We start from the raw sequence: 24,839 nt of genomic DNA on the forward strand, positions 1-24,839 counted from the left end.
GCGTCCAGTTTCATCATGGAGAGGATTGACAATGAAGAAGCCATCGTCGCCACGGGAAGAAGCCACGACAGCGAGCGATCGCGGCAGCAGCGCGCGTGCGCCATTGCAGGCGCGTGGCCGCGCGCGCATCGAGACGGTGCTCGATGCGGCGGCTGAACTGATCGTCGAAAAGGGGCTGACTGGCGTGACCATGCACGGCGTCGCGCGGCAGGCACGCACGCCGATCGGCTCGATGTATCACTTCTTTCCGGACCGCGACAGTCTCTTGAACGCGCTGTGGGACCGCCACATGGCGGCGACCGACGAGATCGAAGCCGAGCTAGTCGGACTCGATACGGATTACTGGCGCGGTATTTCGGCGGAAGCGGTGATCGACCGCTTCATGACGCCGTATATCACGTACCTTGAGCAGCATCCCGACTGCCTGATTCTCATGTCGATCATGCCGCACGACGACGATCACAAGAACAAGCGCAAGGCGGGCACGTTGCGCAAGGTCCTCGACGCGCGCATTCCTGGCGTGAAAGCGTCCGAGCGCGCGTTGTATGTGGACATGCTGCATGCGCTCGCGACGGGCGCGCTTGCCATCAAGCTGCGTCCCGCCATGGGCGATGTGCAGCTTGCCGGCCGTTATCTGCGTGAAGTGAGGCGCGCTTTGTCGGCGTATCTCGCGGCGGTGGAGGCGTCGATTGCGGGGTGAGGTCGTTCGTTATTCGTCGATGTTGTCTTCGCGGGAGTAGAAGGGCGCGACGAAGAGCTGAACGAAACGCCGGAAGCCTTGCGATTGAGGAGGGCGTCGTCGAGTGTGGCCGGCGGCCGATGGGATGGCTTACACGAGTTAGATTGAGGTTCGTGAACCGACACTAAGCACCTCGAAACGCAAATTTTCGCGCATCTTTAGCGCATTTTACGCACCTCAATCGCCCACTCCAGCACCCGAACAGTGAACTTCGATCAATAACTAAAGTTCAATAACCTCCGGCCGTTAGCGCGTGATATCGGTCCGGCTCATCGAGTGCCGGCGCGCCAACCATTGCACGAGGTTCACTTGATCCCGCTGAGTCGCGCGAAGCGAAGCGCTCCATGAAGCGCAATCCTTTCTTCCGGCTGCTCGCGCGCCTGCGGGTCGGGCACAAGCTGCTGCTCATCTATCTGCTCGACCTGAGCGCGGTGATCTACATCAGCGGCATCCTGATCCACGAGAAGTATCTCGCCATCGATTTCTCGAACAAGGAGATCGTCGGCAACGCCTATGTGCATGTGGTGAAAGACGCGCTCGTCGAAGTCGCATTCGCGGGCGCGGGGCAACGTCTGCCATCGGGTGCATGGCGCAAGTCCATCGACGATCTCGCGAACGCGGAAGCGCAATACGGCGAGCACATGAAGAGCGCCGAGCTCAACGGGACCTTGCGCGAAGCGCTCGACGCGCTCTCTCACGAAACGCCGCCGAAGCCCGCGACGACCAGCGCCGCGCTCGATGCCTGCCGCGAACTCATCACACGCATCGGCAATCAATCGAACCTTATTCTCGATCCCGACCTCGACAGCTACTACGCAATGTCGCAATCGATTCTGCGCTATCCGGCGCTGATCGATGCAGTCGATGGCATCGGCAAACATCTGCACGAAGGGCTCGATCCGGCACGCTCGCGCGAGGAAGTACGCACGCGCTATCTCGTGCTCGAAGGACAACTCGATGGCGTCATGCAAGGTCTGCGCTCCGACTTCGCTGAAGCAGGCGCCGCGAATCACGAACTCGATGCAACGCTCACGCCTTCGTTTGCACGCATGCGTACCTCGGTCGAAGCGTTTCGTCACGCGGCGCGCATCGTCGTGGATGGCAACGCCGCGCCCGATCCCGCTGTCGTATCCATCGTCGATACCGCGCAGCAAGCGCTCGTCGCAAGCGCAAGCACGAGCTGGCGCGTGACAGGCACGCAACTCGACGAGCTGCTGCATGTGCGTGTACATATGCTGTTCTCACGCATGTGGCTGCATCTGGGCACCGCGCTCTTTCTCTTATGCGGCATTCTGGCGATGGTGTATTGCGTCGCGCAGCAGATCTCGTCGCCCTTGCGCAAGCTCGCGCGCGTGATGGATATCGTGCGGCGAACGGGCGACCATTCGCAACGTGCAAGCTGGCATAGTCAGGACGAAATCGGTCAACTGGTGCGTGGCTTCAACGAGATGCTTGCGCAACTCGACCACGAACGCGACGTGCAGAAGGAACTCGCGGCCACGACGCGCGCATCCGCCGCGCAATACGCACTCGTCGAAGCCACGCCCGTGCCGATGGTCGTCACCGCCGTTCCCGGACACGAAGTGCTGCACGCGAATACGCCCGGCCTCTTCTGGCTCAACGGTTGCGCAACAGACCCGTGGGCCTTCGGTCTCGATTCATCGACGCGTGCACGCTTTTTCCAGCAACTGTCCGACCGCGAGGCTATCGACGAATTCGAGGTTCACTGGAAAGCCACGGCGCAACCCACGTGGGCGATGCTCTCCGCGCGCCGCCTCAATTTCCAGGGCCGCGACGCCATTCTCACGGCCTTTACGCCGATCAACCAGATCAAGCTGATGGAGCAACGTCTTGAGCTTTGGGGCAGGGTGTTCGAGGCATCGTCGGAGGCAATCGTCATTCTCGATGCCGACGCGCGGCTCGTCACCGCGAATCCCTCGTTCTATCGTGCAACCGGATATCGCAGCGATGACGTGGTCGGCAAGCCGCCCGCGTTTATCGCGGCACACGACGCAAGCGATGAGCGCGGCATCATCGCGCGGCTTGCGAATCGAATCGAACGCAGCGGTACGTGGAACGGCGAAGCGCAGGTGCGACGCAGGCAAGGCGGCGATTATCCAGCGTGGCTCATGGTCAGCACCGTGCGCGACAAGCATAGCAGCGTGTCGCACTATATCTGCACGTTGATCGACATCACGGACCGCAAGAAGAGTGAGGCGCGCATCCAGTTTCTGGCGGAGCATGACGTGCTCACGGAACTGCCGAATCGCGCGTTGTTCGGCACGCGTCTCGAAGTGGCGATCGCGCAAGCGCAACGCACGCGGCAACGCGTAGCGGTGCTGTTCATCGATCTCGACCGCTTCAAGAATATCAACGATTCGCTGGGTCATCATATCGGCGATGGTCTGCTGCGTTCGGTGTCGCGGCGTCTCCTCAAGGCCGTGCGCAGCAACGATACGGTCAGCCGTCTTGGCGGCGACGAGTTCACCGTCATTCTCAACGGAGTGACCAACGCAGCCGATGTGCTGCGTACCGTCGAAGAGCGTTTCTTCGCGCTCTTGCGTGAGCCGCATGAAGTGAGCGGCGTGACGTTGCAGGTATCGTGCAGCGTGGGCGTCGCGCTGTATCCGGAAGATGGCGCGGACATCGACACGCTCATGCAAAACGCCGACTCCGCAATGTATCAGGCCAAATCGGCGGGGCGCAATCTCGTGAAGTTCTTTTCGGCCGACATGGCAGAGCACGTGCGTTATCGGCTCTCGCTCGAAGCATGTCTGCGTACCGCGATAGAACGCAACGAATTGCGCATTGCGTGGCAGCCTTGTCTCGATGCGCGCACCGGAATGCTGACGAGCGTCGAAGGCCTGTTACGCTGGGATAGTCCGACGCTTGGCTCCGTCATGCCTTCGCAGTTCATTCCCGTGGCCGAAGAGACGCGGCTCATCATTCCGATGGGTGCGTGGGTCATCGACGAAGCATGTCGTCAGATTGCAACGTGGCGCGAGCGCGATGGTCTGGAAATAAGCGCTTCCGTGAACGTATCGGCGATTCAATTGCGCGATCCCGAACTCGTGGGCGTGCTCGCGCGCAGTCTCACGAAGTATCGCGTGTTGCCGCAGTTCCTCGAACTCGAGATCACCGAAACGGTGCTCATGGATAACGCCGAGAGCTACGTCGCGGCCATCCGCGCGATTCGTGCGCTCGGCGTGAAGCTCTCGCTCGATGACTTCGGCACCGGTTATTCGAGCCTCAGTTACCTCAATCGCTTTCCGCTTGACCGTCTCAAGATAGATCGAGCGTTCGTGCACGACATGCTCGATGCGCCAGCCGATCTCGCTATCGTGAAGGCGATCATCGATCTCGGGCACGAATTGGGCTTGCGTGTGGTTGCGGAAGGTGTGGAGAGCGAACATCAGGCGGATACGCTGCGCGGCATCGGTTGCGATGAACTGCAAGGCTTTCTCTTCTCGCAAGCATTGCCAGCGAACGAGTTGCTTGCATGGGCCAGCGCGCTGGACGCAACGCCTGTACTTTCGATGGAGCCCTGAAAGCGCGTCCGGGCGACTTGTCGTCGAGTTGGTAGACGGTTGCCATGATGATCGACCATCGGAAGCCGGCGTATTGCCGGCCTCACTGTCAGGCGGTGAGGAAGCTTCGCGAAAACTTCATCGCAACGCGATCCGCTATACACCTCCACCGCTTGATACAGCGATTCCAAAAAGCCGCGAACGTGCCATTCATTTACCGAACTCCAAGCCCTGCGAGCAACGCGCCATCGATCTTGTGATCCGAGCCGCTGATGAAAAGCGCGCGATCCGACACGAGGAACGCGACCAGTTCGGCCACTTCTTCGGGTTCGCCGATCCGCCCGAGCGGATGCGCTGCGCCGAATCGCGCGAAGGCTTCCTCGACGTTCGCGTCCGGTCCGTCGAAGGTTCGCGCGGCGAGTTCGAGAATCGGCGTGCGTACCGATGCGGGGCTCACCGACGTGACGCGAATCTTGTCGGGTGCGAAGTCGATTGCCATCGCTCGCGTCATTGCATGGATCGCGCCTTTAGATGCCACGTAGGCCGCAACGCCTGCCTGACAACTAAAGCCCTGAACGCTCGATATATTGACGATCGCGCCACCGCCGCGCTTGCGCATTTCGGGCACGCCGAAGTGCGCGGTCAAATGAATCGAGCCTACGTTCACGTTCATGCAGCGCGCAAACGTCTCGTGCGATGTCTCGACGAGATCGCCATAAGGATGAATGGCCGCCGAATTGACGATGATATCGAGCCCGCCAAATAGTTCGACCGTCTCGCGCATCGCCGCTTCGACTTGCGCCGGGTCCGACACATCCGCCTTGAGCACGGTCACTTTCAGCCCCGCATCCTCGGCGCGTCGACGCAAGGCGGCGTTCAACGTTTCATCGATGCCCAACGCCGCGACGTGCGCGCCTCCCGCAGCCATTCGCAAGACGACAGACGCACCTATTCCCGATGTTCCCGTGACGAGGGCGATTTTGTTGTCGAGATCATGGCTCATTGCGTGGACTCCGTCGTCGTTATCAAGGTCGCGCGTATCGCGCACCAAAGATCTTACGTTAGAGCGTGGTCCCATCGAGCGTCAAATTGTCGTTCGGGAGCGATTCGTGCATCCACGGCACGCGTAGCGAATAGATGGAAAGCACGTAGAGCATCGCATGCTCGTCGTACGAATAATCAAAATCAAACATACGAGGCGTCAATGGCTGCACAAAGCCCAAGGAGAAGAGACGAATGCGACTTCGTACGATGGGGAATGACACCCTCAGCACGATACATCTGAAGGAACGAGCGCAAAGCGGATCGAAGATTCGAGCGCTTGTCTTCGTCACGCTGACGTGTTGGCTCAATGCCGCATTCCCGGCGGCGCAGGAAAAAACGCAAACGCAAACGCACACACACGCGCATAAGCGCGCGCAGAAGCATGCGAGTCATAGCCAGGCAAACGTGAATGCGACAGCAAAAGCGGCAGCCGCGGAACCCGTGAATCTCGACCGCTCCGGCAAGGAACGCAAGGGCAAGGCTTCGTATTACGGCCGAAACTTCTACAAGAAGAAAATGGCCGACGGTACGCCGATGAATCCGCAGTCCAATTCGGCGGCAAGCAAGACGCTTCCGCTCGGTACGAAAGCGCGCGTGACGAATCTGGAGAACGGCAATAGCGACGTAGTCGAGATCAGGGATCGCGGTCCTTACGTGAAAGACCGGATCGTGGATGTATCGCCGAAAACCGCCGATAAGCTCGGCTTGAAGGAAAACGGCACCGCGCCCGTCGAAGTCAAACCCGTGGAAGTTCCACAGGCCGATGGTACGGTGAAGCCGGGCGCAGGCGCGACTTCCTCTAACTGAACCGGCGCGCGATTATCGGCGTAATGAAGATCGCGCGCGCGGCATCAAAAGTCCGCAGTCACCGACATCAGCAACGTACGCGGTTTTCCCATTGTCAGATAGGCGCCCGTCGTCGACGACCAGTACGATTTGTTCGTCACGTTTTCAACCGTGGCGCGCAGCGTCGTTACGTGCTTGAACACGGTCGTCGTATAGCGCGCGCCGAGATCGAAGCGGTCCCACGCGGGTATCGATAAATGGTTGGCCGCGTCCAGATACTGATTGCTCGTGTGGATCCACGCCGCGTTGAACGTCAGGCCGGGCACCCAAGGCAGATCGTATTCGCCGCCCAAATTGAAGAGATAACTCGGCACACCAATGGGCCGATAACCATCGGTTGCGCCGCCGTTCGTGTCGAGTTGCTTCGCGTTCAGCAACGTCGCGCCCGCGAGCACGCGCACGCCCTTGAGCGGTTCGCCATACACCGACATTTCGATTCCGCGATGCCGTTGCGTTCCGTTCGTGGCGAAGATGTTGTTCGTGCTGTCCGTGTACGCCGTGGGCTGCTCGATCTGGAACAGCGCGAGCTCCGCGCCAAACCGATTCGTGTCGTACTTCGTGCCCACTTCGTATTGCTTCGTGCGGTTCGGCGAGAGCGTCTGCCCGACATTGGCGGCACCGAACGGCGCCGTCTGTCCTGCCGCGAGCGACTCGGCGCGATTCGCGAAGAGAGAGATCGTGTTGGTCGGCTTCACGACGAGACCGAAGATCGGCGTGTTGATCGACTGATCATAGGTGTTCGAGATCGCGTCCGTGCCGACCGTATAGTTGTTCTGATGCAGTTGCTGATGACGCGCGCCGATGGTGAAGAGCACGCGGTCGTTGAGAAAGCCGAGCGTATCGGATACTGCGAAACTGCGCGTGAGGATGCGGTCCGCGAGACCCGGATCGGAGAAACTGCCCGCGACGAAGCTCGTCGCCGCCGGTTCCGGCACGACGCCGCCGCCATAGAGCGTCGTCGGGAAGGGCCCGCTGAAGGCGAATGCCTCGCGGTCTTCGACGCTCGTGATGGCAAAACCCGCCGAGACGAGATGCGAGACCGGACCCGTCACGAAGCGGCCGCGCACGCCGGCTTCGCCGGACAGCGCGTCGGTGGTGCGCAATACGTCGCCGCGCGTGCTCGTGGTGCCCGTGAGCGCGTTGAAGGTCGGTGACGAATACGTGCCGTCCTCGTGTGTGCGCCGGATGCCGCCACTGGCGTATGCGGTCCATCCAGGCAAGAAGTCGTATTCCGCGCGCGCGATGCCTACCGTGTCTTCCAGCGTGCTATGCGTCCACGGCTGCGCGAAGTTGTGCGTGGCGGACAGCGGCTCGGGCACCACGTCGCCCGTGACGGAAACCGTCGAGCGGCCCTGGTCGATGTTCTTGCGCTGGTAAAGGAAATCGCCATACAAACGCAGCTTGTCGCCGCGCCAGTCGAGCGAAACGGCGGTGGTCTGGTTATGGCGGAACTCGTCGTCGATGCTGGTTTCGCCGCCGTCTATCGAGCCATTCACGCGAACGCCGAATTGTCCTTCGCTGCCGAAGCGCCGGCCCACGTCGACGTGCGTGCCGATCTGACCGGACGCGCTGCCATCGACGGTGACGCGCGTGAGCGGTTTATCGTCGGCGCGCTTGAGTTCCAGATTGATGCCGCCGCCGATTGCCGAGCCAGTCGGCGACGCGCCGTTCAGAAACGCGTTGGCGCCTTTGAATACGTCGACGCGTTCCAATACATCAGGCGAGACGAGCTGACGCGGCGTGATGCCGTACAGGCCGTTGAGCGAGATGTCGTCGCCATTGAGCTGGAAGCCGCGAATCACGAATACTTCAGAGAAGTTGCCGAAGCCATATGCGGGACGAACGGCGGGATCGTGCGCCAGCAGATCGCCGATGGTGCGCGCTTGCGAATCCTCGATCGCTTTCGCCGTATAACTCGTCATGCTGAACGGAACATCGATGAGCTTCTGACTGCCCAGCACGCCGAACTGGGCGCCGCGCGCAACCTGTCCGCCCGCGTATGCGGGTTCGAAATCGCCGGGAAGCGTTTCGGCGACGCCGCGCACGTTCACGGCGGGCAGCGCGGTGTCTGCATTGGCCGGCGATGCCTGCGGCTCCGTTTGCGCTCGTGCGGTGATACTCAAAGAGGCGGGCAACACGGCGCAGACAAAAAGTCGAAGAACCGCCGCATAAACTTTGCGAACGCGCGGGCGCGACAGAGCAGTTGCTGACATAGCGAAGAAAATCCGAAGGAGAACCGCTGTTAGAGGTGCTATGCGTTGCCACGTGTGGTGCTGAGAAGATGCGATGCGGTCGTCGCGAGAGGACGGATGCATGCGTGCTGCGATTTTAGTGAAATGCGAACGATTCGCATATACGTTTTTTCAAGCGCGTCGAGCGGTGTTGCAGGTCGACAACCGAAAGCGTTTGCGTCGATCGATCGGCAGATAGACGGTGTTTCAATCAACAGAGGATTGGTTCAGTCGCTCCATGCGCCATGCGACGAGCGCCTCGGCATTGCATGCAAGCTTCGTCATGCGCAGGCCGCACGTCCATGCGAGACGCGAGAGAACGAAGGCATCCGCGTATGTCGTCAGACCGGCAAGGGGTACGCCGAGCGATGCATCCGGAAGCAAGCGTTCGTGCCATAGCAAGCCGGCATCGCTTCGCCATGCAACGACGCGCGCACCGTTCAAGCTTGCGCGATGCGCAAAAGCGCGGCTATCCGAGCAACGTTCATCGCATACGACGAGGAGACGCATGCGTGCCGCCTTCGTATCGCCGATGCTTTCGACGGCCCACGCATACGCCGCCGCCAGGGATACGCCAGTCAAGAATTCGCGGCGGGCGCGTCTCATCGAGCATCCTTCGACCAAGCGGCAGGCCAGATACCCTGCTTGCCGGGCGACAGAATGCCATTCGGATCGAGCGCGGTTTTCAGCGTGCTCGTGAGCCGCATCAACGCGTGGTCGTTGAAGTCGTATTGCGAAGCCGCAAGGTCCATATACGCGAGATGCGTGCGATATTGGCCATAGCCGGCCTGGCCCGCATCCTCGATCAGCGTGCGCACCAGCGTGCCCGCAGCGTTTGTTCGAGCGCTGTCGTCGCGGTCGAAAATGGCCGCGAAGATGTGATGCATGTGACGCCGTTCCGCCGTGAAGCCGCCATAGTAATCGAAGCCGAACTGTGCGGCGCGGTCACGCACCATCATGTATTGCTTGGTTGCATCGGCGCCGGTTGGCGGGCATATCGGCGAGAAGTCGACATGCGCGCCCGAACCGCCACGCCAGTTCAGCATGTTGAACGCATCGAGTCCGGGAATGCCGACCTGACTGCGATCGCCGCCGCCTGTCGGTTCATCGGATGCGTCGCGATAGGGCATGTCGAAGAGGCGTGCATCGGCAATCGATGCAAAGCGCCGATGGATGATGTCGCGCCGCACGTTGACCAGTTCGCGCGGTCCATAAAGACAGAAGCGCAGGTTCCAGCGGCCGATGTCGATGTCGCGCGCCATTGCGTCGATGGCCGCTTCGGGCATCGCACCGGGGCCGTCGTACCACCGCTTGCGTGTCGATACGCCCGCCGCCCAGCGCACCGCGCTTTCGATGACAGCGCTGCTCTGTATCGTGTCGTCCAGCTTCAATGGCCGCAGCGTTTCGACGATCCGTTCGAGGTCGGTATCGCGTTTGAAGGCATAGCGCGCGATCATGTAGCCCTCGGGCTCGGGCATGAGCCACACGCCGAGCTTGGTCACGATGCCGAGATTCGACTGCGCGAACATGGCGTCATAAGAAGGACCGAAACCGGGCTTGAACACTTGCCAGTCGCGGCTCGCGTTCATGGCGCCCATGCCGGTGCGCACGACATCGCCGTTTGCAAGCACCACTTCCATGCCGCATTGCATCGCGGCATGGTCGCCATACGGCGTCGTGCCGTAACCGCGCTCGAGCGTATTGCCGATGACGCTGCCCCAGCCCGCCGCTGGCGGATCGAGCCATAAACGCGTGCCACGCGCCTTCAATTCACGATACAGGTCGTAGTAACTCACGCCGGGTTCGACGAGCGCATAAGCCAGCTTTTCGTCGATCTCGAGTATGCGGTTCATGCGTTGCAGATCGAGCACGACGCTGCCCGCAAGCCTTGGCGCCGCGCCGCCGTAAGCGAAGTTGCGTCCCGTCGATACGCTCCACAGCGGCACTTTGAATCGGTTCGCCACTTGCAGGACCGCGCGGATCTGCTCCACGCTCGATGGCATGACGACCGCTGACGCTTGCCACATGCGGGCATCGCCGGGGGCGAAAGGATCGAGATAAGCAGGCTGCGCCTCATTCGACGAAAGCACGGCGGCGCGGCCAACTATGTCGATGAACGCAGTCAGCGCGCTTTCAAAGTCGCGCGGAGGCGGCGTCGCCACCGCGCGGGTCAATAGCCGCCGCTGCTGCCGCTGCTCGATGACGTGCCCGACGAGCTTGCACCGGCGCCGTCGGTCTGACAGCCAGCGAGGGATAGGGCAAGCACGGCAAGCAATAGCGAAAACGCACGAACGAGTTTCATGGGTCACTCCAGGTCGAATAGCTACGAGGCGGCCGCAAAACACGGCATCCTCCATCTAAACGAACCGGGCGCGCGGAATATTCCCTTGGTTCTGCTCTCGCTTATTCGAGTACGGTGTTAGGCGTCGCGCTGAACGACATGAAGCGGGCGATGGACCATTGACCGTCCGGTTGCCGCTGGAAAATGTCCATGCCGGCTTCTTCGGTCACGCTCTCTTTGTCACCCATGCGGGCGGTGAGCGTCCAGAACAATCGCACGATGGCGATATCGCCGGAAACGATGATCTCGCGAATGTCGGGGCTGTCGTATTGCAAGCTTAGTCCGGGCTTCGCGAACAGCATCGCGAGCTTCTTGCAGATCGTGTCGCGATTGCCATCGAGCGCTTCCGGGACGGTCGAGACCAGGTCGGGCGCGAAGATATCGCAGACGCCTTTGGCATCGCGCGCGTTGAAAGCCTTTGACCATGCTTGCAGCCTTTGCGCGATCGCGGCCTTGTCGGCGATTGCATCGGCGTGAGCGGGCGTCGCCACGACAATACTCGCGAGCATTGCACCGGTCGTCAGCACTCTCTTGATCATGAAAACGCTCCAAGTCGACAAGACCCGATGGCGATTCTAAGTGAGATGCATGGTGTTGAGCGGCATCCGCGGTGCTCTGCTTTCCTCCCTTACGTCCACGATTCGCGCTGTCCGGCGCTTTGCCAAGGCATCGAATTCGATCCCGGCGTGATCGAGTGCCGATCATGTTGAGCGAATTATCAATCCATACGATCGCACCTAAGATGCTCTTTCGTCACTAAACCCAAGGAGCATCGCCATGAACATCGAAACACGCGGCGCGAGGATTCACGTCAAGGAACAAGGAAGCAGCGAGCCGGCACTCGTGTTTCTCCACTACTGGGGCGGGTCGTCACGGACATGGGACGGCGTTATCGGCGCATTGTCGAACGCTCGACACACCATCGCGCTCGATCATCGTGGATGGGGCGAATCCAGCGCGACCGAGCAAGCCTACGCAATAGCCGATCTTGCAAACGACGCAGCAGACGTCGTCGAAGCACTGCACTTGCATCGCTACATCCTGATCGGCCATTCGATGGGCGGCAAGGTCGCGCAATTGCTCGCATCGCGCAGGCCTCGCGGATTGCAGGGCGTCGTGCTTATCGCGCCCTCGCCGCCCTCGCCGATGCAGCTTCCCGATGCCCAGCGAGCCGCGATGGCCGCAGCCTACGACTCGCGCGAATCGGTCGAATGGGTCATGGATAACGTGCTCACCGCAAGTCCGCTTGCGCCCGAGTTGCGCGAGCAAGTGATTGCCGACAGCTTGCGTGGCGCGCCGCAAGCCAAGGCGGCGTGGCCGAACGCCGCCATGCTCGAAGACATCACGAATGAAGTCGGGTCGATCAGTGTTCCCGTCACGGTGATCTCAGGCGAACTCGACCAGGTGGACCGCGTCGAGACCTTGCGGAAGGAACTGTTGCCTCGCATAGCGGACGCGCGCCTTCATGTCTTGCCCGGCGTCGGGCACTTATCGCCACTTGAAGCGCCAGCAGCGGTCGCTGCGCTTATCGAAAAGTTCATCGACGAACTGCAAGCGCGTTGAACGGAATCAGCGTGACGTGCGGTCCCAAGGCGGCTCGTCGCCGAACGCGGCGACCAAACTATCGAGCAGAAGCCGCACTTTCAGCGGCATATGTCGTGCGCTCGGATAAACCGCCTGAATCGCCAACTCCGGCGTCCGATAGTCCGGCAGCAGCGCGACGAGATTCCCCCGCGCGATGTGTTCGCCGAACACGAAGGTCGGCCCATACGCGATACCCGCGCCCGCAAGCGCCGCAGCCAACAGCATCTGCGTGTTGTTCGCGGCCATGCGGCATGGCCCGTCGATGACATGCGCGCGGCCTTTCGTATCGGCGAGCGTCCAGTCTCCCACCGACACCGCTTCGCTGAACGCGAGTCGCGGCGCTTGCCGCAAGTCGTTGGGGTTGCGCGGCGTGCCGTGTCGTTCGACATAGCCGGGCGACGCGCAGATGACCATTCGACACGGCGCGAGCCTGCGCGCGACGAGGCCGGAGTCGTTGAGGCGACCGATACGTATCGCCACGTCCACGCCGGCTTCGAGCAGATCGACATAGCGGTCGTTCAACGACACTTCTATCGTGACATGCGGATGCTGCTCAAGATATGCAGCGAGGACGTCGCCGAGATGCATCGCTCCGAACGTGACGGGCGCCGCGATTCGCAACACGCCACGCGGCGTGTCCTGTGCGTCGCTCGCCTCGCGATTGGCCTCTTCGTAGGCTTCGAGGATGCGTTTGCATCGCTCGTAATAGTGTTGGCCGACCTCGGTCAGACTCAGCTTGCGCGTCGTGCGATGCAGAAGCCGCGCGTTCAGTTCGGCTTCGATTGCGCTCACGTACTTGCCGGCCATCGCGGGCGATAACCCGAAACGTCGCGCGGCAGCGGCGAAACTGCCGCCATCGACGGTCGCGACGAATACTTCGATGCCGGTCAGGCGGTCCATGCGTTCCTCGGCTTTCGTGGCGGGATTGACCTGGTGCCGCGTGATCTTCTCACGCTTCGCTTACGTCTAACCTTACTCGACAACGAGACCTCGCGGGGTGTAGGGCTCATTCGCTTCGTCGGCACCGGAAAAGTCGGCGCAATGTTCCAGATAATGCGCGAGACGCCCGGCGATTGCCGTGCTGTCGTCCTCCGCCGCGAGTCTTTCCAGCGCATACGCACGCATCGATTCCGATAACCGGTAGCGCACGACGGGGCCGTCATATTCGACGATCAACAGCGATTTCGCGGCGAGTTCGCTAGCGGCGTCGATCACGGTTTCGAACGCAAGTCCGTCATCGCATGCGACAGCGCACAGGGCTTCGAACGAAAACGAGTCTTCGAAAACGGCCATCCTGCGCAGCAAGGTCTTCTCCTGCGCGGCGAGCAGCCCGTAGCTCCAGTCGAAATTCGCACGCAACGTCTGATGACGCGGCAGCGCGGTGCGGTATCCGCCAGCGAGCATGGACATACGGTCGTCCAGCCGCCGATGAATATCTTCGAGGCCGAGCGCGGCAAGACGCGCCGTCGCCAGTTCGATGGCAAGCGGATTGCCGTCGAGCCGCCGGCATATCGTCCCTATGCGGCCGATCTGCGCGCTGTCGTCGCCGAGATTGCGCTGCACGGCGCGGCCACGGCGGAGAAAGAGCCGCACGGAAGCATGTTCGAGCGTTTGCGCATCCGTCGATCCGGCGCGCGGCACGTCGAGCGGATCGACGCGATAGAGCGTCTCGGACATGATGCGCAATGGCTCGCGGCTCGTAACCAGAACGCGGATGCCGTCATTGGCGGCGGCGAGCGCATCGACTATTTGCGCGGCATGCGCGATCACATGCTCGGCATTGTCGATGAACACGAGTCCACGCTCGGGCAGCGACGAGAAGTGGAGCGGCTCGTGTTCCGGCAAACCGCATGCGCGCGCGATGGCTTCTTGCACCGAGCGCGGGTGGTCGAGTCGCGCGAGATCGGCGAAGAAGATCGGCTCTGCGCGCGCCGCTGTCCATTGACGCGCCGCTTCGAGCGCGAGCGCCGATTTGCCGATGCCGCCCGCGCCCACGAGCGTGAGCACTTGCGTCGCGGCGAGCATCGTGGAAATACGGGCAAGCGCGTCTTCTCGCCCGATGAGTTCCGGTCGAGCGAAACGCGCCTCGGCATGCGGACACGAAGGTCTGACAGTTCGCCTTGTCAGTCTGTACCCACGGCCCGGCACGGTCACGATAATGTCGCGATCGCTGCCCAGGTTTTTACGCAGGCTGGATAAGTGAACCTGGATATTGTTTTCTTCGACGACGGTGCGCGGCCAGACTGCGCTCATCAATTCGTCCTTGGTGACGAGGCGCCCTTCCGCTTTAGCCAGCACGACGAGAATATCGAATGCGCGCGAGCCCACGGACATGATCTCGCCTTGACGGTGCAAGGTACGCGCTTCGAGGTCGATCCGTATGCCGCCCAGATCGATAATGCCGCTGTGCGATCCGGGTAAGGGCAACTCGGCAATGGCGTTCATGGTGTCGTTCCGTTTGCGATGGATGTCCGATCACATAACCGATCCTATGCTTCCCAGCCTTTGCGCCCGATGAGAAAATCATTAAGCTTAGTTAACTCCGCGCCTTCATTTGTAATTCGTGAATGCCTTGCCATTTTCCGCGCGCACGTTAACTTAATTTAATAATGACCGGATTTATGCGCGGACCATGCGGGCGCATAATGCACGGCGGGAAGCCCTGTACTCGAAAATCAGAGTGCGCTTCGAGCCTGTTACGAGCCATAAAATGAAAATCCTGGTCATCGAAGACAACGAGCAAGTCGCCGGATTCTTGCGCAAGGGTTTGGCCGAAATGGGCCATGTCATCGATTGCGCGGACAATGGCCGCGACGGCATGTTTCTCGCGGCCGGCGAGACCTACGATTCGATCATCTTGGACCGCATGCTGCCGGGCGGTATCGACGGCCTCGGCATCATCTCGGCGTTGCGCGCGACCGGCAACAAGGTGCCTATCCTCATTCTGAGCGCGCTTGGCGAAGTGGATGAACGCATTCGCGGCCTCAAGGCCGGCGGTGACGATTACGTCGTCAAGCCCTTTGCGCTGGGCGAAGTCGCGGCGAGGCTCGACGCATTGACGCGACGCTCGCAAGAAAACCTCGTGGACACGGCGTTGAAGGTAGGCGATCTGAGCATCGACCTGCTTTCGCGCAAGGTCGTGCGCGCGGGCAAGGCTATCGTGCTCAAGCCGCGCGAATTCAAGCTGCTCGAATATCTCATGCGCCACGCGGAACAAGTCGTGACGCGCACCATGCTGCTGGAAAACATCTGGGAATATCACTTCGATCCGCAGACCAACGTGATCGATGTGCACGTGAGCAAGCTGCGTCAGAAGATCGATACCGGCTTCGACAAGTCGCTGCTCCTGACCGTCCGCAATGCCGGCTATATGCTGACCGCAGAAGCGTAGCGGGAGGGCGCGAGCATGCTGGAACTACGGAACTTCGAGCGGCGAACCCTGTGCGATGACGGCGAGTTCGTCCTGTCGCGGCTGTGGCGTCGCGAAGACGCGCAGACCTGGCTTGCCGTGGCGCTGCCTGTGGCGCACGTGGCGCAAGTCGTGGAGAGTCAGGCGCGGCTCACGCGTGCGTTCGAACTGCGCGCGCTACTCGACAGCCCGGTTCTCACGCGGCCGCATGCGCTGGTGGAGTTGCGTGGCGCGGCCACGCTTCTGCTCGAAGATCGCGGCGGTGTTTCGCTTGCATCGATATCTGCGGGAACACTCGGCGTGCATGAGAGCTTGCGCATCGCGGTGAATCTTGCAGCGGCGCTCAAGGTGCTGCATGCGCGCGGCATCATGCACAAGGACTTGCGACCGGCCAACATACTCGTCGATGTAGCGAGCGGCGAAGTGGCGCTCACGGGTTTCGGACGCGCATCGAGAGCAACGCGCGAACGTCCCGCAACGGAACTCGCGCCCGTGACCATGGACGCGCTCGCTTACCTTTCGCCCGAGCAAACGGGGCTCACGAATCGCGGTGTGGACTCGCGCTGTGACTTGTATTCGCTTGGCGTCGTGTTCTACGAGATGCTCGCGGGCAAGCTGCCGTATCGCGCCGCGTCGCCCGCCGAATGGCTGCATTGTCATATCGCGCGTCAGCCGATTCCGCTTGCCGAACAAGCGCCTCACGTGCCGCGACAGTTGGCCGCCATCGTCGCGCGGCTCCTCGCGAAAGCCGCCGAGGAACGCTATCAGACCGCGCTCGGGCTCGAACACGATTTGCGGCGCTGTCTCGATTCATGGCAACGCAGCGAGCGTATCGAAGCGTTCACGCCGGGCGAGCACGACGCGCCCGAACATTTGCTCATTCCCGAACGCCTTTACGGACGCGAAGTCGAAAGCGCGGCGCTCGCGAACGCATTTCAGCGCGTGGCGCAGCAAGGTCGCTCGGAATTCGTGCTGGTGTCGGGCTACTCGGGTATCGGCAAATCGGCGCTCGTTGGCGACCTGCAAAAGAGGCTCGTGGCCGGTAACGGGCGCTTCGCATCAGGCAAGTTTGATCAATACAAGCGCGACATTCCCTACGCCACCCTCGCGCAATCTTTTCAGCAATTGATCCGCCAACTGCTCGACGATAAAGCCTTCGACCTGCCGTCATGGCAGGCGCGTCTTGCCGATGCGCTTGGCGCGCATGCGCAACTCATCGTCGATCTCGTGCCGGAACTGGAACGTGTGATCGGTCCGCAACCCGCTGTGCCGGCGCTCGGGCCACGCGAGGCGCATGTGCGTCTACAAGCGGTGCTCGCGCGTTTCATCGGCACGTTCTGTGGTCCAGGCGAGACGCTCGTGCTCTTTCTCGACGATCTCCAATGGCTCGATTCCGGCACGAGCAGCTGGATCGAATATATGGCGGCGTCCGCGGATACGCGTCACGTGCTCTTCATCGGCGCGTATCGGGACAACGAAGTGGGCCCCACGCACACGCTCTCACGCGTGCTCGCGACGGTGCGCGAGACCAGCACGCCGCTGCATCTCATTCTGCTGGCGCCCCTTGCGCCCGGCGATGTATCGAATCTGCTGACCGACACGCTGCATGCCGACGCCGCTGAAGCAGAACCGCTCGCCAGCCTGCTATTCGACAAGACCGGTGGCAATCCTTTTTTCGTGGTGCAGTTCCTGCGCATTCTCGAAGAAGAACGGCTGTTGCATTTCGACCGCGATACACGCGTCTGGCGCTGGGACATCGACCGCATTCGTGCGGCGCGTTTTGCGGAAAGCGTCGTCGATCTAATGGTGGAGCGCATTGCGCGCGCGCCGCAAGCGACGCAAGACATGCTGAAGTGGTTCGCGTGTCTCGGCAACGCGGCAACGGATGCGACGCTCGCGCAAGTGTGTGCCGATGCCGTAGGCGACATCGACGCCGCGCTCGGCAATGCGGTCGAAGCAGGTCTCGTGTATAGGCGCGAGAACGGTTATGCATTCGTTCACGACCGCGTGCAGGAAGCAGCCTACGCGATGATTCCGCCGGGCGAGCGCGCGCTCGCGCACTTGCGAATCGCGCGAATGTTCGATGCGACCGAAGCGCATGACGCCGAGGCCGACATCTTCGAGATCGTCAACCAGTACGATCGCGCGGTCGCATTGGTCGATAACGCGGCGGAACGCGAGCGAATCGTCGAGCTCAATTTGCAGGCGGGCAAGCGCGCGAAGGCTTCGTCGGCGTTCGGTTCCGCCTTGACGTACTTCTCGACGGGAAGCGATCTTCTCGATACCGCTCGATGGCACGACGACTATGCGCGCAAGTTCGCGCTGGAAAGCAACCGCGCCGAGTGCGAGTTCCTGACAGGCGATACCCAAGCCGCGTGCAAGCGATTGACCGAACTCGCCGAGCGGGCAAGCACGCTGCCGGATCGCGCCATTGTCACGTTCCTGCGCGTCACGCTCTACACCGCGCTCGATCAGATGCAGCTTGCCGTGCAAACGTGTCTGGAGTATTTGCGGCACGTCGGTATCGAGTGGCAGCCGCATCCGGGACGCGTCGCCGCGCGCCTCGAATACGACGCGCTGCTTCGGCAGATCGGCTCGAAGCCGATCGAACGCCTGATCGACCTGCCCTTGCTCGAAGCGTCCGATCTCGCCGCCACGCTCGATGTGCTCACGGCCGTGCTGCCGCCCGCGTTCTTCAGCGACGAAGACCTCGTCTGCCTGGTGCTGTGCCGCATGGCGAATCTGAGCGTGGCGCACGGCAACAGCGATGCATCGTCGCTCGGCTATGCCTATCTCGGCATGGTGACGGGTCCTATCTTCGGCGACTATCAGGCTGGGTTCGGCTTTGGGCGCCTGGGACTTGCGCTCGTCGACGAACGCGCGCTAGACCGCTTCAAGGCGCGCGTCTACATGTGCTTCGCCTATCACGTCACGCCGTGGACGCGGCACATTCGCACGAATCTGCCCTTGTTGCGCCGCGCGTTCGATGCCGCGACGGAGAGCGGCGATCTGACCTATACGGGCTTCAGCAGTTGCACGTTGATCACGAGTCTGCTGGCTGCGGGCGAACCGCTTGCAGACGTGGAGCGCGAGGCACAAGAGCGGCTGTCGGTCGTGAAGAGCGCGAAGTTCGGGCTTATCGTCGATATCATTACTTCGCAGTTGCGGCTGATCGGTCACTTGCGTGGCGACAGCGTGCTTCTCGCGGGATTCGACGAAGCCGAGTTCGAGCGCCGCCTCGAAGCCGATGCCAGTCTCGCGATTGCCGCATGCTGGTACTGGATTCGCAAGCAGCAATGGCTCCATTTCGCCGATGACATAGCGGGCGCCGCCGCCGCGGGCGATAAAGCCAGGCCGCTCTTGTGGACCTCCGCCGGCCACTTCGAAATGGCCGAATACTATTTTCATGCGGCGCTGGTGCTTGCACGCATGCACGATCCGCGCAAACACGATGTGTCGTCAACACTTGCGGAGTATCACGGCAAGTTGCAGGTCTGGGCCTATCACGGTCCGGCGAATTTCGGCTGCCGGGCGGCGCTCGTGGAAGGCGAAGTCGCGCGCATCGAGAACCGGCCGTTCGACGCGATGCGTCATTACGAAGACGCTATCGCGCTCGCACGCGAACATCGCTTTGTGCAGATCGAAGCGCTGGCCCATGAAACGGCCGCGCGCTTTTACATCGAACGCGAATTCACGACTATCGCTCATGTCTATCTGGGCCATGCACGGCGCGCGTATCTGCGCTGGGGCGCGATGGCGAAGGTTCACGCGCTGGAGCGGCTTTATCCGGAACTCGTCGAAAGCCCTGAGGAAAGCCTGACGGCAAGGAATGTCGTGGCGGAACGCTTCGATGTGGAAACCGTCGTGCAGGCGTCGCAAGCAATCTCAGGCGAGATCGTGCTCGAACGGCTCTTGCGCACGCTCATGACCATCGTGCTCGAACATGCGGGCGCGCGTCGCGCGGTGCTCGTCTTGCCGCGCGAAGAGAAACTGTGGATCGAGGCGCAGGCCGTATCTGGCAGGGACGGTGTGCAGGTCCGCATGGAAAGCGCTCCGATGACGCCGCGTGAATTGCCGGTATCCATCGTGCACTTCGCCATGCGCATGCGGGAGCGCGTGCATATCGACGACGCCACGTTGCCCAATGAATTCTCCGCCGACGAGTATCTGCGTTCGAGCGGCGCGCGCTCGGTGCTCGTCGTGCCCATCATCAAGCAGGCCAAGCTCAAGGGCGTGCTGTATCTCGAGAACGATCTCGCGCCCGGCGTGTTCACGGCAGCGCGTATCACGGTGCTGACACTGCTTGCGTCGCAGGCGGCTATTTCGCTCGAGAACGCATCGCTCGAACAGAAGGAGGCCATGCTCGAAGAGAAGGAAGCGTTGCTTCACGAAGTGCATCATCGCGTGAAGAACAATCTGCAACTCATCAGCAGCCTGCTCAATCTGCAGGCTTCGCGTGTAGAAGACAAGGCGGTAGCCGAACTTTTCGCCGAAAGCCGCAACCGTGTGCGATCGATGGCGATGGTGCACGAAAACCTTTATCGTGCTGGCAATTTCGCTCGCATCATGATGGCGCCGCACGTGAGGAACCTGTGCAAGCATCTCGCGCAGGCTTACGACATGCGGCGCCTCGGCGTGGACATGGACGTGGTCGTCGACGATATCCAGCTCGACATGAATCGCGCGGTGTCGTGCGGGCTCATCATCAACGAGCTCGTGTCCAATGCGCTCAAACATGCGTTTCCGGAGGGACGCGGCGGACTGTTGCGTATAGAGCTTCGTATCACGGACAAGGACCGTTGCCGCCTCGTGATCGCCGACGATGGCGTGGGACTGTCGCCCGCGTTTTCGCTCGATCAGGCCGACACGCTCGGGCTGCAACTCGTGCATGATCTCGCGCATCAATTGCACGGCAATGTCGATGTGAACCGCGCAGGCGGCACGGTCTTCACCATAGCCTTCGAAGCCGAAGCAAGCTGACCTCAACGAACGATGGCACCTGCACGCATCCTGATTGTGGAAGACGACCGAGTGGTCGCCCGCGATATCGCCCAGCAAATGATCCGCAACGGTCATACGGTGGTCGGCTCGACCGCGCGCGGCGAAGATGCGCTCCTGCTGGCGAAGGAAGTGCGTCCCGATCTTGTGCTCATGGATGTGCGGCTCGAAGGCGAGCTCGACGGTATCGACGCGGCGCGGCTTCTGCGCGAGCAATTCAGGCTGCCAGTCGTGTTCCTGACCGCTTATGCCGACGAGGAAACCGTGCAGCGCGCCACCACGGCCGAGCCGTTCGGTTATGTGCTCAAGCCATTCGACGACACGCAATTGCGCACCGTGGTCGAAATGGCGCTCTACAAATACGCGGCCGAGCGGCGCATGCGCGAAAGCGACGAGCGCTATGCGGTGACGCTGTCGAGTATCGGCGATGGCGTGATCGCCACGGACCCGGAAGGGCGCATCGACTTCATGAACGCGGTGGCCGAACGGTTGACGGGCTGGCCACGCAATGAAGCACGCGGCCGCTTGCTGGGCGAGGTCTTTTGCGTCGTCGATGAAATCACGCGCGAGCCGGTGTCGTCGTTCTTGCGCGCGGATGAAGACATCGGCTTGCCGAGCCGCAATCTGCTGATCGCGCGTCACGGCCAGGAAGTGCCGGTGGAAGCGAGCGGTTCGCCTATCGTCGATGAACGCGGCGAAGGGCTCGGCATCGTGTTCGTGTTCCGCGATGTCACGCAACGGCGGCGCGCGGAAGAAGCGGAGATTTTGCGTGAGACCAATGCACGATTCGAAGCGGCGATGTGCGGATCGAATGTCGGCGTATGGGAAATCGACATGCCCGATGGCGATTTCCGCCACGGCAAGGCACGCTTCTCGAACATCTGGGAATGGCTCGGCTATGGCGGCAAGGAGCCATTGCTCGACTACGAGTCGTACATGAGCGTGGTGCATCCGCAGGAACGGGCCGCGACCGAAGCGGCCGTCGAGCGTTACCTCGAACATGCGGATGGCGTGTTCGAGATGGAGAACCGCCTCTTGCATAGCGATGGCAGCGATCGCAAGGTGCTGGTACGCGGCATGGCAAGGCGCGATGCGAGCGGTAAGCCCGTGCGCTTCGTCGGGAGTCTAGTGGACATCACCGAGCTCAAGCACGCCGAGAACGAACTACGCGCGAGCGAGGAACGCTTTCGCGGCACCTTCGAGAACGCGGCCGTGGGTATTGCGCATTGCGACCTCGAAGGCCGCTTTTTGCGCGTGAATCAGCGTGCTTGCGAGATCGTCGGATACGAACGCGATGCGTTGCTCGGCAAGCGCCTGCGCGATGTCACCGACGACGACTTCGTGACCGGAAGCCTGCAACGCTATTTCATGTTGACCGAGGGCGGCGTTTCGCATTACTCGGAAGAGAAACCGCTCGTGAGACGCGACGGTCAGCGCGTGTGGGTCAATTTATCGGTGGCGCTGCAATACGACTCTGCTGGGCACACGAGTCACACCATCGCCATCATTCAGGACATCTCGGCGCGCAAGGCACTGGAAGATGCGGTGCGCGTGGCGCGCGACGCCGCCGAAGCGGCCAACAAGGCGAAGGATCAGTTTCTCGCGAATATCAGCCACGAATTGCGCACACCGCTCAACGGCATTCTCGGCTATGCGCAAATCTTGCGACGCGATGAAACGTTGAGCCGCAGACAGTTGTCTAGTCTTGGCGTGATCGAACAGAGTGGCGAGCATCTGCTCATGCTCATCAACGATTTGCTGGACTTCGCGCGCATCGGTGCGGGCAAGCTCGAAATGCAGGTGCGCGATGTGCCACTCGGTCCGTTTCTCGATGTCATCGCGGAGATCGTCGGCGTGCGCGCCCAGCAAAAGGGCCTGCAACTCCACTATCATGCGGCGCCGAATCTGCCGCGCGCGATCAGCGTCGATGAAAAGCGCTTGCGTCAGGTGTTGCTCAATCTGCTCGTCAATGCAGTGAAGTTCACGGATCAGGGCGAAGTCAGTCTCGCGGTTTCGGAAATATGGCCCGGACGTCTGCGCTTCGAAGTGAAGGACACGGGAATAGGTATCAGCCCCGACCGGCTCGATGTGATCTTTCAGCCCTTCGAGCAGGCGGGCGAACTCACGCGTCGGAGCGGCGGCGCGGGACTCGGTCTTGCCATCAGTCGGCAACTCGTGCGCATGATGGGAAGCGATATTCACGTCGCGAGTTCGCTTGGCCGAGGCAGCGCGTTCTGGTTCGAACTCGACGCGCCCGGCGCCACGGCGCAACCCGTGCCCGCGATTCTGCCGGTGGGTGTCACGCGCTATGAAGGCCGCGAGCGTCACATACTCGTGCTCGACGATGTCGCGGCCAATCGCATCCTGCTCGTCGATACCTTGCAACGTAGCGGCTTTCGCGTATCGCAAGGAGAGAACGGCCGCGAGGGACTTGCGATGGCGAGCGAGGACCGGCCCGATCTGATCGTCGTCGATACGCTCATGCCGGTGATGGGTGGCATCGAGATGCTGGAGCGTCTGCGCGCGCTGGAAGCGTTGCGCGACGTGCCGGTGATCGCCGTATCGGCCGATGCATCGCGCGGCAATGCGCAGGCCAATCTCGCGGCGGGCGCCAATGTGTTCATCGAAAAGCCGCTGAATCTGCATGTGCTGCTCAAGGAGATCACCGGCCTTCTGGCGTTGCAATGGGCGCCGCGCACGGGAAGACATGCTCGGGCCGACGAAGCGCTCGTCGTGCCGCCGCCCGAGGAAATGGCGCTGCTGCATCGCTTTGCGCTGCTCGGTTCGATGCGCGACATCATTGAGCGGGCCGAGCATCTGACGGTACTCGACAAGCGCTATGAAATTTTCGCAACGCGTCTGCGATGTCTTGCCGCCGGGTACGAATCGCAAGCGCTGTTGTCCCTGATCGAAGAACATCTGGACCCAAGCTCGTGAGTACGCAAGACTTACCCGATACCGCCACGCCAGTCGTTCTCGTTGTCGACGATACCGCAACGAATCTCGGCCTCGTGGTCGATGCGCTCGAAGGAAACAACCTGCGCGTGACCGTTGCGCGCGATGGCCGCGAGGCGCTGGGCCGCGCCGAACTCGTGCAGCCCGATCTGATTCTGCTCGACGTGATGATGCCCGGTCTCGACGGTTTTGAGACCTGCCGTCAGCTCAAGGCCAACCCGAACACGCGCGACATTCCGGTCATCTTCATGACCTCGCTCACGCAGACCGAGGACAAGATCACGGGCTTCAGCGCTGGCGCCGTGGACTTCGTCACCAAGCCACTGCACATGGAGGAAGTCGCCGCGAGAGTGCATACGCATCTCAAGTTGCGGGCTTTGCAGAAGTTGCAGCGCGAGCAGAATGTGCGGCTCCAGGAAGAGGTCAACACGCGCAAGCAGGCGCAGGAAGCGCTGATCGAAGTCATCAACGGCGTGCGCAACGTGTCGAATGCCATCGCGCATGATTTGCGTACGCCGCTTGCCGAACTGCGTTCGCGTCTCGAAGTGCTGATGATCGGCTTGCGCAAGGAAGGGAATGAAGCCACGCTCGCGCAACTGGAGCCCGCGCTTGCGGATGTCGATCGCGTGATCGGCATCTTCAATGCGCTCTTGCGGCTCGCCGAAATCGATGCGGGCGTGCGTCGCTCGGGTTTCGAGTCCAGCGATTTGCTCGCCATTGTCTCGGATGCAGTCGAGTTCTATCAGCCCGTGGCGGAACTGCGTGGCGTGACGCTTTCCATGACGCAGGCGGACGAACTGTACGCTGTGGTCGATCCCTTGCTGCTGGCGCAGGCTATCGGCAATCTGATCGATAACGCTATCAAGTTCGCGCGTGAAAATGGCGAGGTTGAAGTGTCGCTCCTGGCGCGCGATGACGGCATAGAGTTATCCGTATCCGACGATGGCCCCGGTATTCCCGACGCGGAAAAGCACAAGGTCACCGAGCGGTTCTATCGCGGCGACGCGAGCCGTGGCACGCCCGGTGTAGGACTTGGGCTCGCGCTCGTCAAGGCGGTGGCGACGTTGCATCACGGCAAACTCGAATTCGCCGATAAGCATCCGGGATTAAGCGCGGTACTGACTATTCGGTCGGCTGACATGCTCGCTTCGTAGCGAGCATGTCA

At 61.5% G+C, this 24,839-nt stretch carries 17 protein-coding genes; 8 read left to right on the plus strand and 9 right to left on the minus strand.

Annotation, left to right across the window (positions count from 1 at the left end):
- Positions 1 to 31 precede the first annotated feature (31 nt).
- Both ACYQ47_RS14405 and ACYQ47_RS14410 read left to right on the plus strand, forming a co-directional pair.
- Positions 32 to 700 (plus strand): TetR/AcrR family transcriptional regulator, encoded by a 669-nt coding sequence (locus ACYQ47_RS14405; protein WP_244831191.1) that lies wholly within the window; start codon positions 32 to 34, stop codon positions 698 to 700.
- 383 nt (positions 701 to 1,083) lie between these two features.
- A complete protein-coding gene (locus tag ACYQ47_RS14410) occupies positions 1,084 to 4,287 on the plus strand; it encodes a bifunctional diguanylate cyclase/phosphodiesterase (RefSeq protein ID WP_459905764.1) in 3,204 nt (1,067 codons plus the stop codon).
- 193 nt (positions 4,288 to 4,480) lie between these two features.
- Here the strand turns inward: ACYQ47_RS14410 and ACYQ47_RS14415 are convergent, their stop codons facing one another.
- Both ACYQ47_RS14415 and ACYQ47_RS14420 read right to left on the minus strand, forming a co-directional pair.
- Positions 4,481 to 5,269, minus strand: a complete 789-nt coding sequence (locus ACYQ47_RS14415; RefSeq protein WP_250467879.1) for an SDR family NAD(P)-dependent oxidoreductase — start codon at positions 5,267 to 5,269, stop codon at positions 4,481 to 4,483.
- Between the two features lie 58 nt (positions 5,270 to 5,327).
- Positions 5,328 to 5,459: a hypothetical protein gene (locus tag ACYQ47_RS14420; protein ID WP_459905766.1), complete on the minus strand. Its 132-nt coding sequence runs from the start codon at positions 5,457 to 5,459 to the stop codon at positions 5,328 to 5,330.
- A 43-nt stretch (positions 5,460 to 5,502) separates the two neighbouring features.
- On the opposite strand from ACYQ47_RS14420, the gene ACYQ47_RS14425 reads away from it, so the two are divergent.
- Positions 5,503 to 6,117, plus strand: coding sequence for a septal ring lytic transglycosylase RlpA family protein (locus ACYQ47_RS14425; RefSeq protein WP_459905768.1), 615 nt, complete (start codon positions 5,503 to 5,505; stop codon positions 6,115 to 6,117).
- A 44-nt stretch (positions 6,118 to 6,161) separates the two neighbouring features.
- On the opposite strand, the gene ACYQ47_RS14430 is transcribed toward ACYQ47_RS14425, so the two are convergent.
- The 5 genes from ACYQ47_RS14430 to ACYQ47_RS14450 all read right to left on the minus strand — a co-directional run bounded on the left by ACYQ47_RS14430 (position 6,162) and on the right by ACYQ47_RS14450 (position 11,267).
- Complete coding sequence (locus tag ACYQ47_RS14430) at positions 6,162 to 8,369, minus strand: TonB-dependent receptor (RefSeq protein WP_250467881.1); 2,208 nt, start codon at positions 8,367 to 8,369, stop codon at positions 6,162 to 6,164.
- A 225-nt stretch (positions 8,370 to 8,594) separates the two neighbouring features.
- On the minus strand, positions 8,595 to 8,993 hold the full coding sequence (locus ACYQ47_RS14435; RefSeq protein WP_459905769.1) for a hypothetical protein: 399 nt from the start codon (positions 8,991 to 8,993) through the stop codon (positions 8,595 to 8,597).
- Positions 8,990 to 10,549 carry an FAD-binding oxidoreductase gene (locus ACYQ47_RS14440; protein WP_459905770.1) on the minus strand — a complete coding sequence of 520 codons (1,560 nt, stop codon included), beginning with the start codon at positions 10,547 to 10,549 and terminating at the stop codon, positions 8,990 to 8,992. The genes ACYQ47_RS14435 and ACYQ47_RS14440 overlap by 4 nt, the downstream gene beginning before the upstream one ends.
- 8 nt (positions 10,550 to 10,557) lie before the next feature.
- Complete coding sequence (locus tag ACYQ47_RS14445; protein WP_255784980.1) at positions 10,558 to 10,689, minus strand: hypothetical protein; 132 nt, start codon at positions 10,687 to 10,689, stop codon at positions 10,558 to 10,560.
- 101 nt (positions 10,690 to 10,790) lie between these two features.
- Positions 10,791 to 11,267: a YybH family protein gene (locus ACYQ47_RS14450; RefSeq protein ID WP_459905771.1), complete on the minus strand. Its 477-nt coding sequence runs from the start codon at positions 11,265 to 11,267 to the stop codon at positions 10,791 to 10,793.
- Between the two features lie 238 nt (positions 11,268 to 11,505).
- Between ACYQ47_RS14450 and ACYQ47_RS14455 the strand changes: the two genes are divergently transcribed.
- A complete protein-coding gene (locus ACYQ47_RS14455; protein WP_459905773.1) occupies positions 11,506 to 12,291 on the plus strand; it encodes an alpha/beta fold hydrolase in 786 nt (261 codons plus the stop codon).
- A 6-nt stretch (positions 12,292 to 12,297) separates the two neighbouring features.
- On the opposite strand, the gene ACYQ47_RS14460 is transcribed toward ACYQ47_RS14455, so the two are convergent.
- Together ACYQ47_RS14460 and ACYQ47_RS14465 are read right to left on the minus strand one after the other, a co-directional pair.
- The gene (locus ACYQ47_RS14460) at positions 12,298 to 13,212 is read right to left on the minus strand and encodes a LysR family transcriptional regulator (RefSeq protein WP_459905774.1); all 915 of its coding nucleotides are present in this window, start codon (positions 13,210 to 13,212) and stop codon (positions 12,298 to 12,300) included.
- A 72-nt stretch (positions 13,213 to 13,284) separates the two neighbouring features.
- Positions 13,285 to 14,757, minus strand: a complete 1,473-nt coding sequence (locus ACYQ47_RS14465) for a winged helix-turn-helix domain-containing protein (RefSeq protein WP_459905775.1) — start codon at positions 14,755 to 14,757, stop codon at positions 13,285 to 13,287.
- 265 nt (positions 14,758 to 15,022) lie between these two features.
- Between ACYQ47_RS14465 and ACYQ47_RS14470 the strand changes: the two genes are divergently transcribed.
- The 4 genes from ACYQ47_RS14470 to ACYQ47_RS14485 are packed head-to-tail and all read left to right on the plus strand — an operon-like array spanning position 15,023 to position 24,828.
- Positions 15,023 to 15,703 carry a response regulator transcription factor gene (locus ACYQ47_RS14470; RefSeq protein WP_244831202.1) on the plus strand — a complete coding sequence of 227 codons (681 nt, stop codon included), beginning with the start codon at positions 15,023 to 15,025 and terminating at the stop codon, positions 15,701 to 15,703.
- A gap of 15 nt (positions 15,704 to 15,718) precedes the next feature.
- Positions 15,719 to 20,701 (plus strand): AAA family ATPase, encoded by a 4,983-nt coding sequence (locus ACYQ47_RS14475; RefSeq protein ID WP_459905776.1) that lies wholly within the window; start codon positions 15,719 to 15,721, stop codon positions 20,699 to 20,701.
- 12 nt (positions 20,702 to 20,713) lie between these two features.
- The gene (locus ACYQ47_RS14480; RefSeq protein ID WP_459905777.1) at positions 20,714 to 23,656 is read left to right on the plus strand and encodes a hybrid sensor histidine kinase/response regulator; all 2,943 of its coding nucleotides are present in this window, start codon (positions 20,714 to 20,716) and stop codon (positions 23,654 to 23,656) included.
- Positions 23,653 to 24,828 (plus strand): hybrid sensor histidine kinase/response regulator, encoded by a 1,176-nt coding sequence (locus tag ACYQ47_RS14485; protein ID WP_244831205.1) that lies wholly within the window; start codon positions 23,653 to 23,655, stop codon positions 24,826 to 24,828. The genes ACYQ47_RS14480 and ACYQ47_RS14485 overlap by 4 nt, the downstream gene beginning before the upstream one ends.
- The last annotated feature ends 11 nt before the right edge of the window (positions 24,829 to 24,839 follow it).

The sequence above is a fragment of the Caballeronia sp. HLA56 genome (assembly GCF_054655155.1).

Bases quoted from the DNA above. Each gene is read 5' to 3' on its own strand.
- ACYQ47_RS14420 (WP_459905766.1), bottom strand. From the start codon at position 5,459: ATGTTTGATTTTGATTATTCGTACGACGAGCATGCGATGCTCTACGTG.
- ACYQ47_RS14435 (WP_459905769.1), bottom strand. From the start codon at position 8,993: ATGAGACGCGCCCGCCGCGAATTCTTGACTGGCGTATCCCTGGCGGCG.
- ACYQ47_RS14425 (WP_459905768.1), top strand. From the start codon at position 5,503: ATGCGACTTCGTACGATGGGGAATGACACCCTCAGCACGATACATCTG.
- ACYQ47_RS14410 (WP_459905764.1), top strand. From the start codon at position 1,084: ATGAAGCGCAATCCTTTCTTCCGGCTGCTCGCGCGCCTGCGGGTCGGG.
- ACYQ47_RS14445 (WP_255784980.1), bottom strand. From the start codon at position 10,689: ATGAAACTCGTTCGTGCGTTTTCGCTATTGCTTGCCGTGCTTGCCCTA.
- ACYQ47_RS14450 (WP_459905771.1), bottom strand. From the start codon at position 11,267: ATGATCAAGAGAGTGCTGACGACCGGTGCAATGCTCGCGAGTATTGTC.
- ACYQ47_RS14405 (WP_244831191.1), top strand. From the start codon at position 32: ATGAAGAAGCCATCGTCGCCACGGGAAGAAGCCACGACAGCGAGCGAT.
- ACYQ47_RS14465 (WP_459905775.1), bottom strand. From the start codon at position 14,757: ATGAACGCCATTGCCGAGTTGCCCTTACCCGGATCGCACAGCGGCATT.
- ACYQ47_RS14430 (WP_250467881.1), bottom strand. From the start codon at position 8,369: ATGTCAGCAACTGCTCTGTCGCGCCCGCGCGTTCGCAAAGTTTATGCG.
- ACYQ47_RS14480 (WP_459905777.1), top strand. From the start codon at position 20,714: ATGGCACCTGCACGCATCCTGATTGTGGAAGACGACCGAGTGGTCGCC.
- ACYQ47_RS14415 (WP_250467879.1), bottom strand. From the start codon at position 5,269: ATGAGCCATGATCTCGACAACAAAATCGCCCTCGTCACGGGAACATCG.
- ACYQ47_RS14455 (WP_459905773.1), top strand. From the start codon at position 11,506: ATGAACATCGAAACACGCGGCGCGAGGATTCACGTCAAGGAACAAGGA.
- ACYQ47_RS14460 (WP_459905774.1), bottom strand. From the start codon at position 13,212: ATGGACCGCCTGACCGGCATCGAAGTATTCGTCGCGACCGTCGATGGC.
- ACYQ47_RS14470 (WP_244831202.1), top strand. From the start codon at position 15,023: ATGAAAATCCTGGTCATCGAAGACAACGAGCAAGTCGCCGGATTCTTG.
- ACYQ47_RS14475 (WP_459905776.1), top strand. From the start codon at position 15,719: ATGCTGGAACTACGGAACTTCGAGCGGCGAACCCTGTGCGATGACGGC.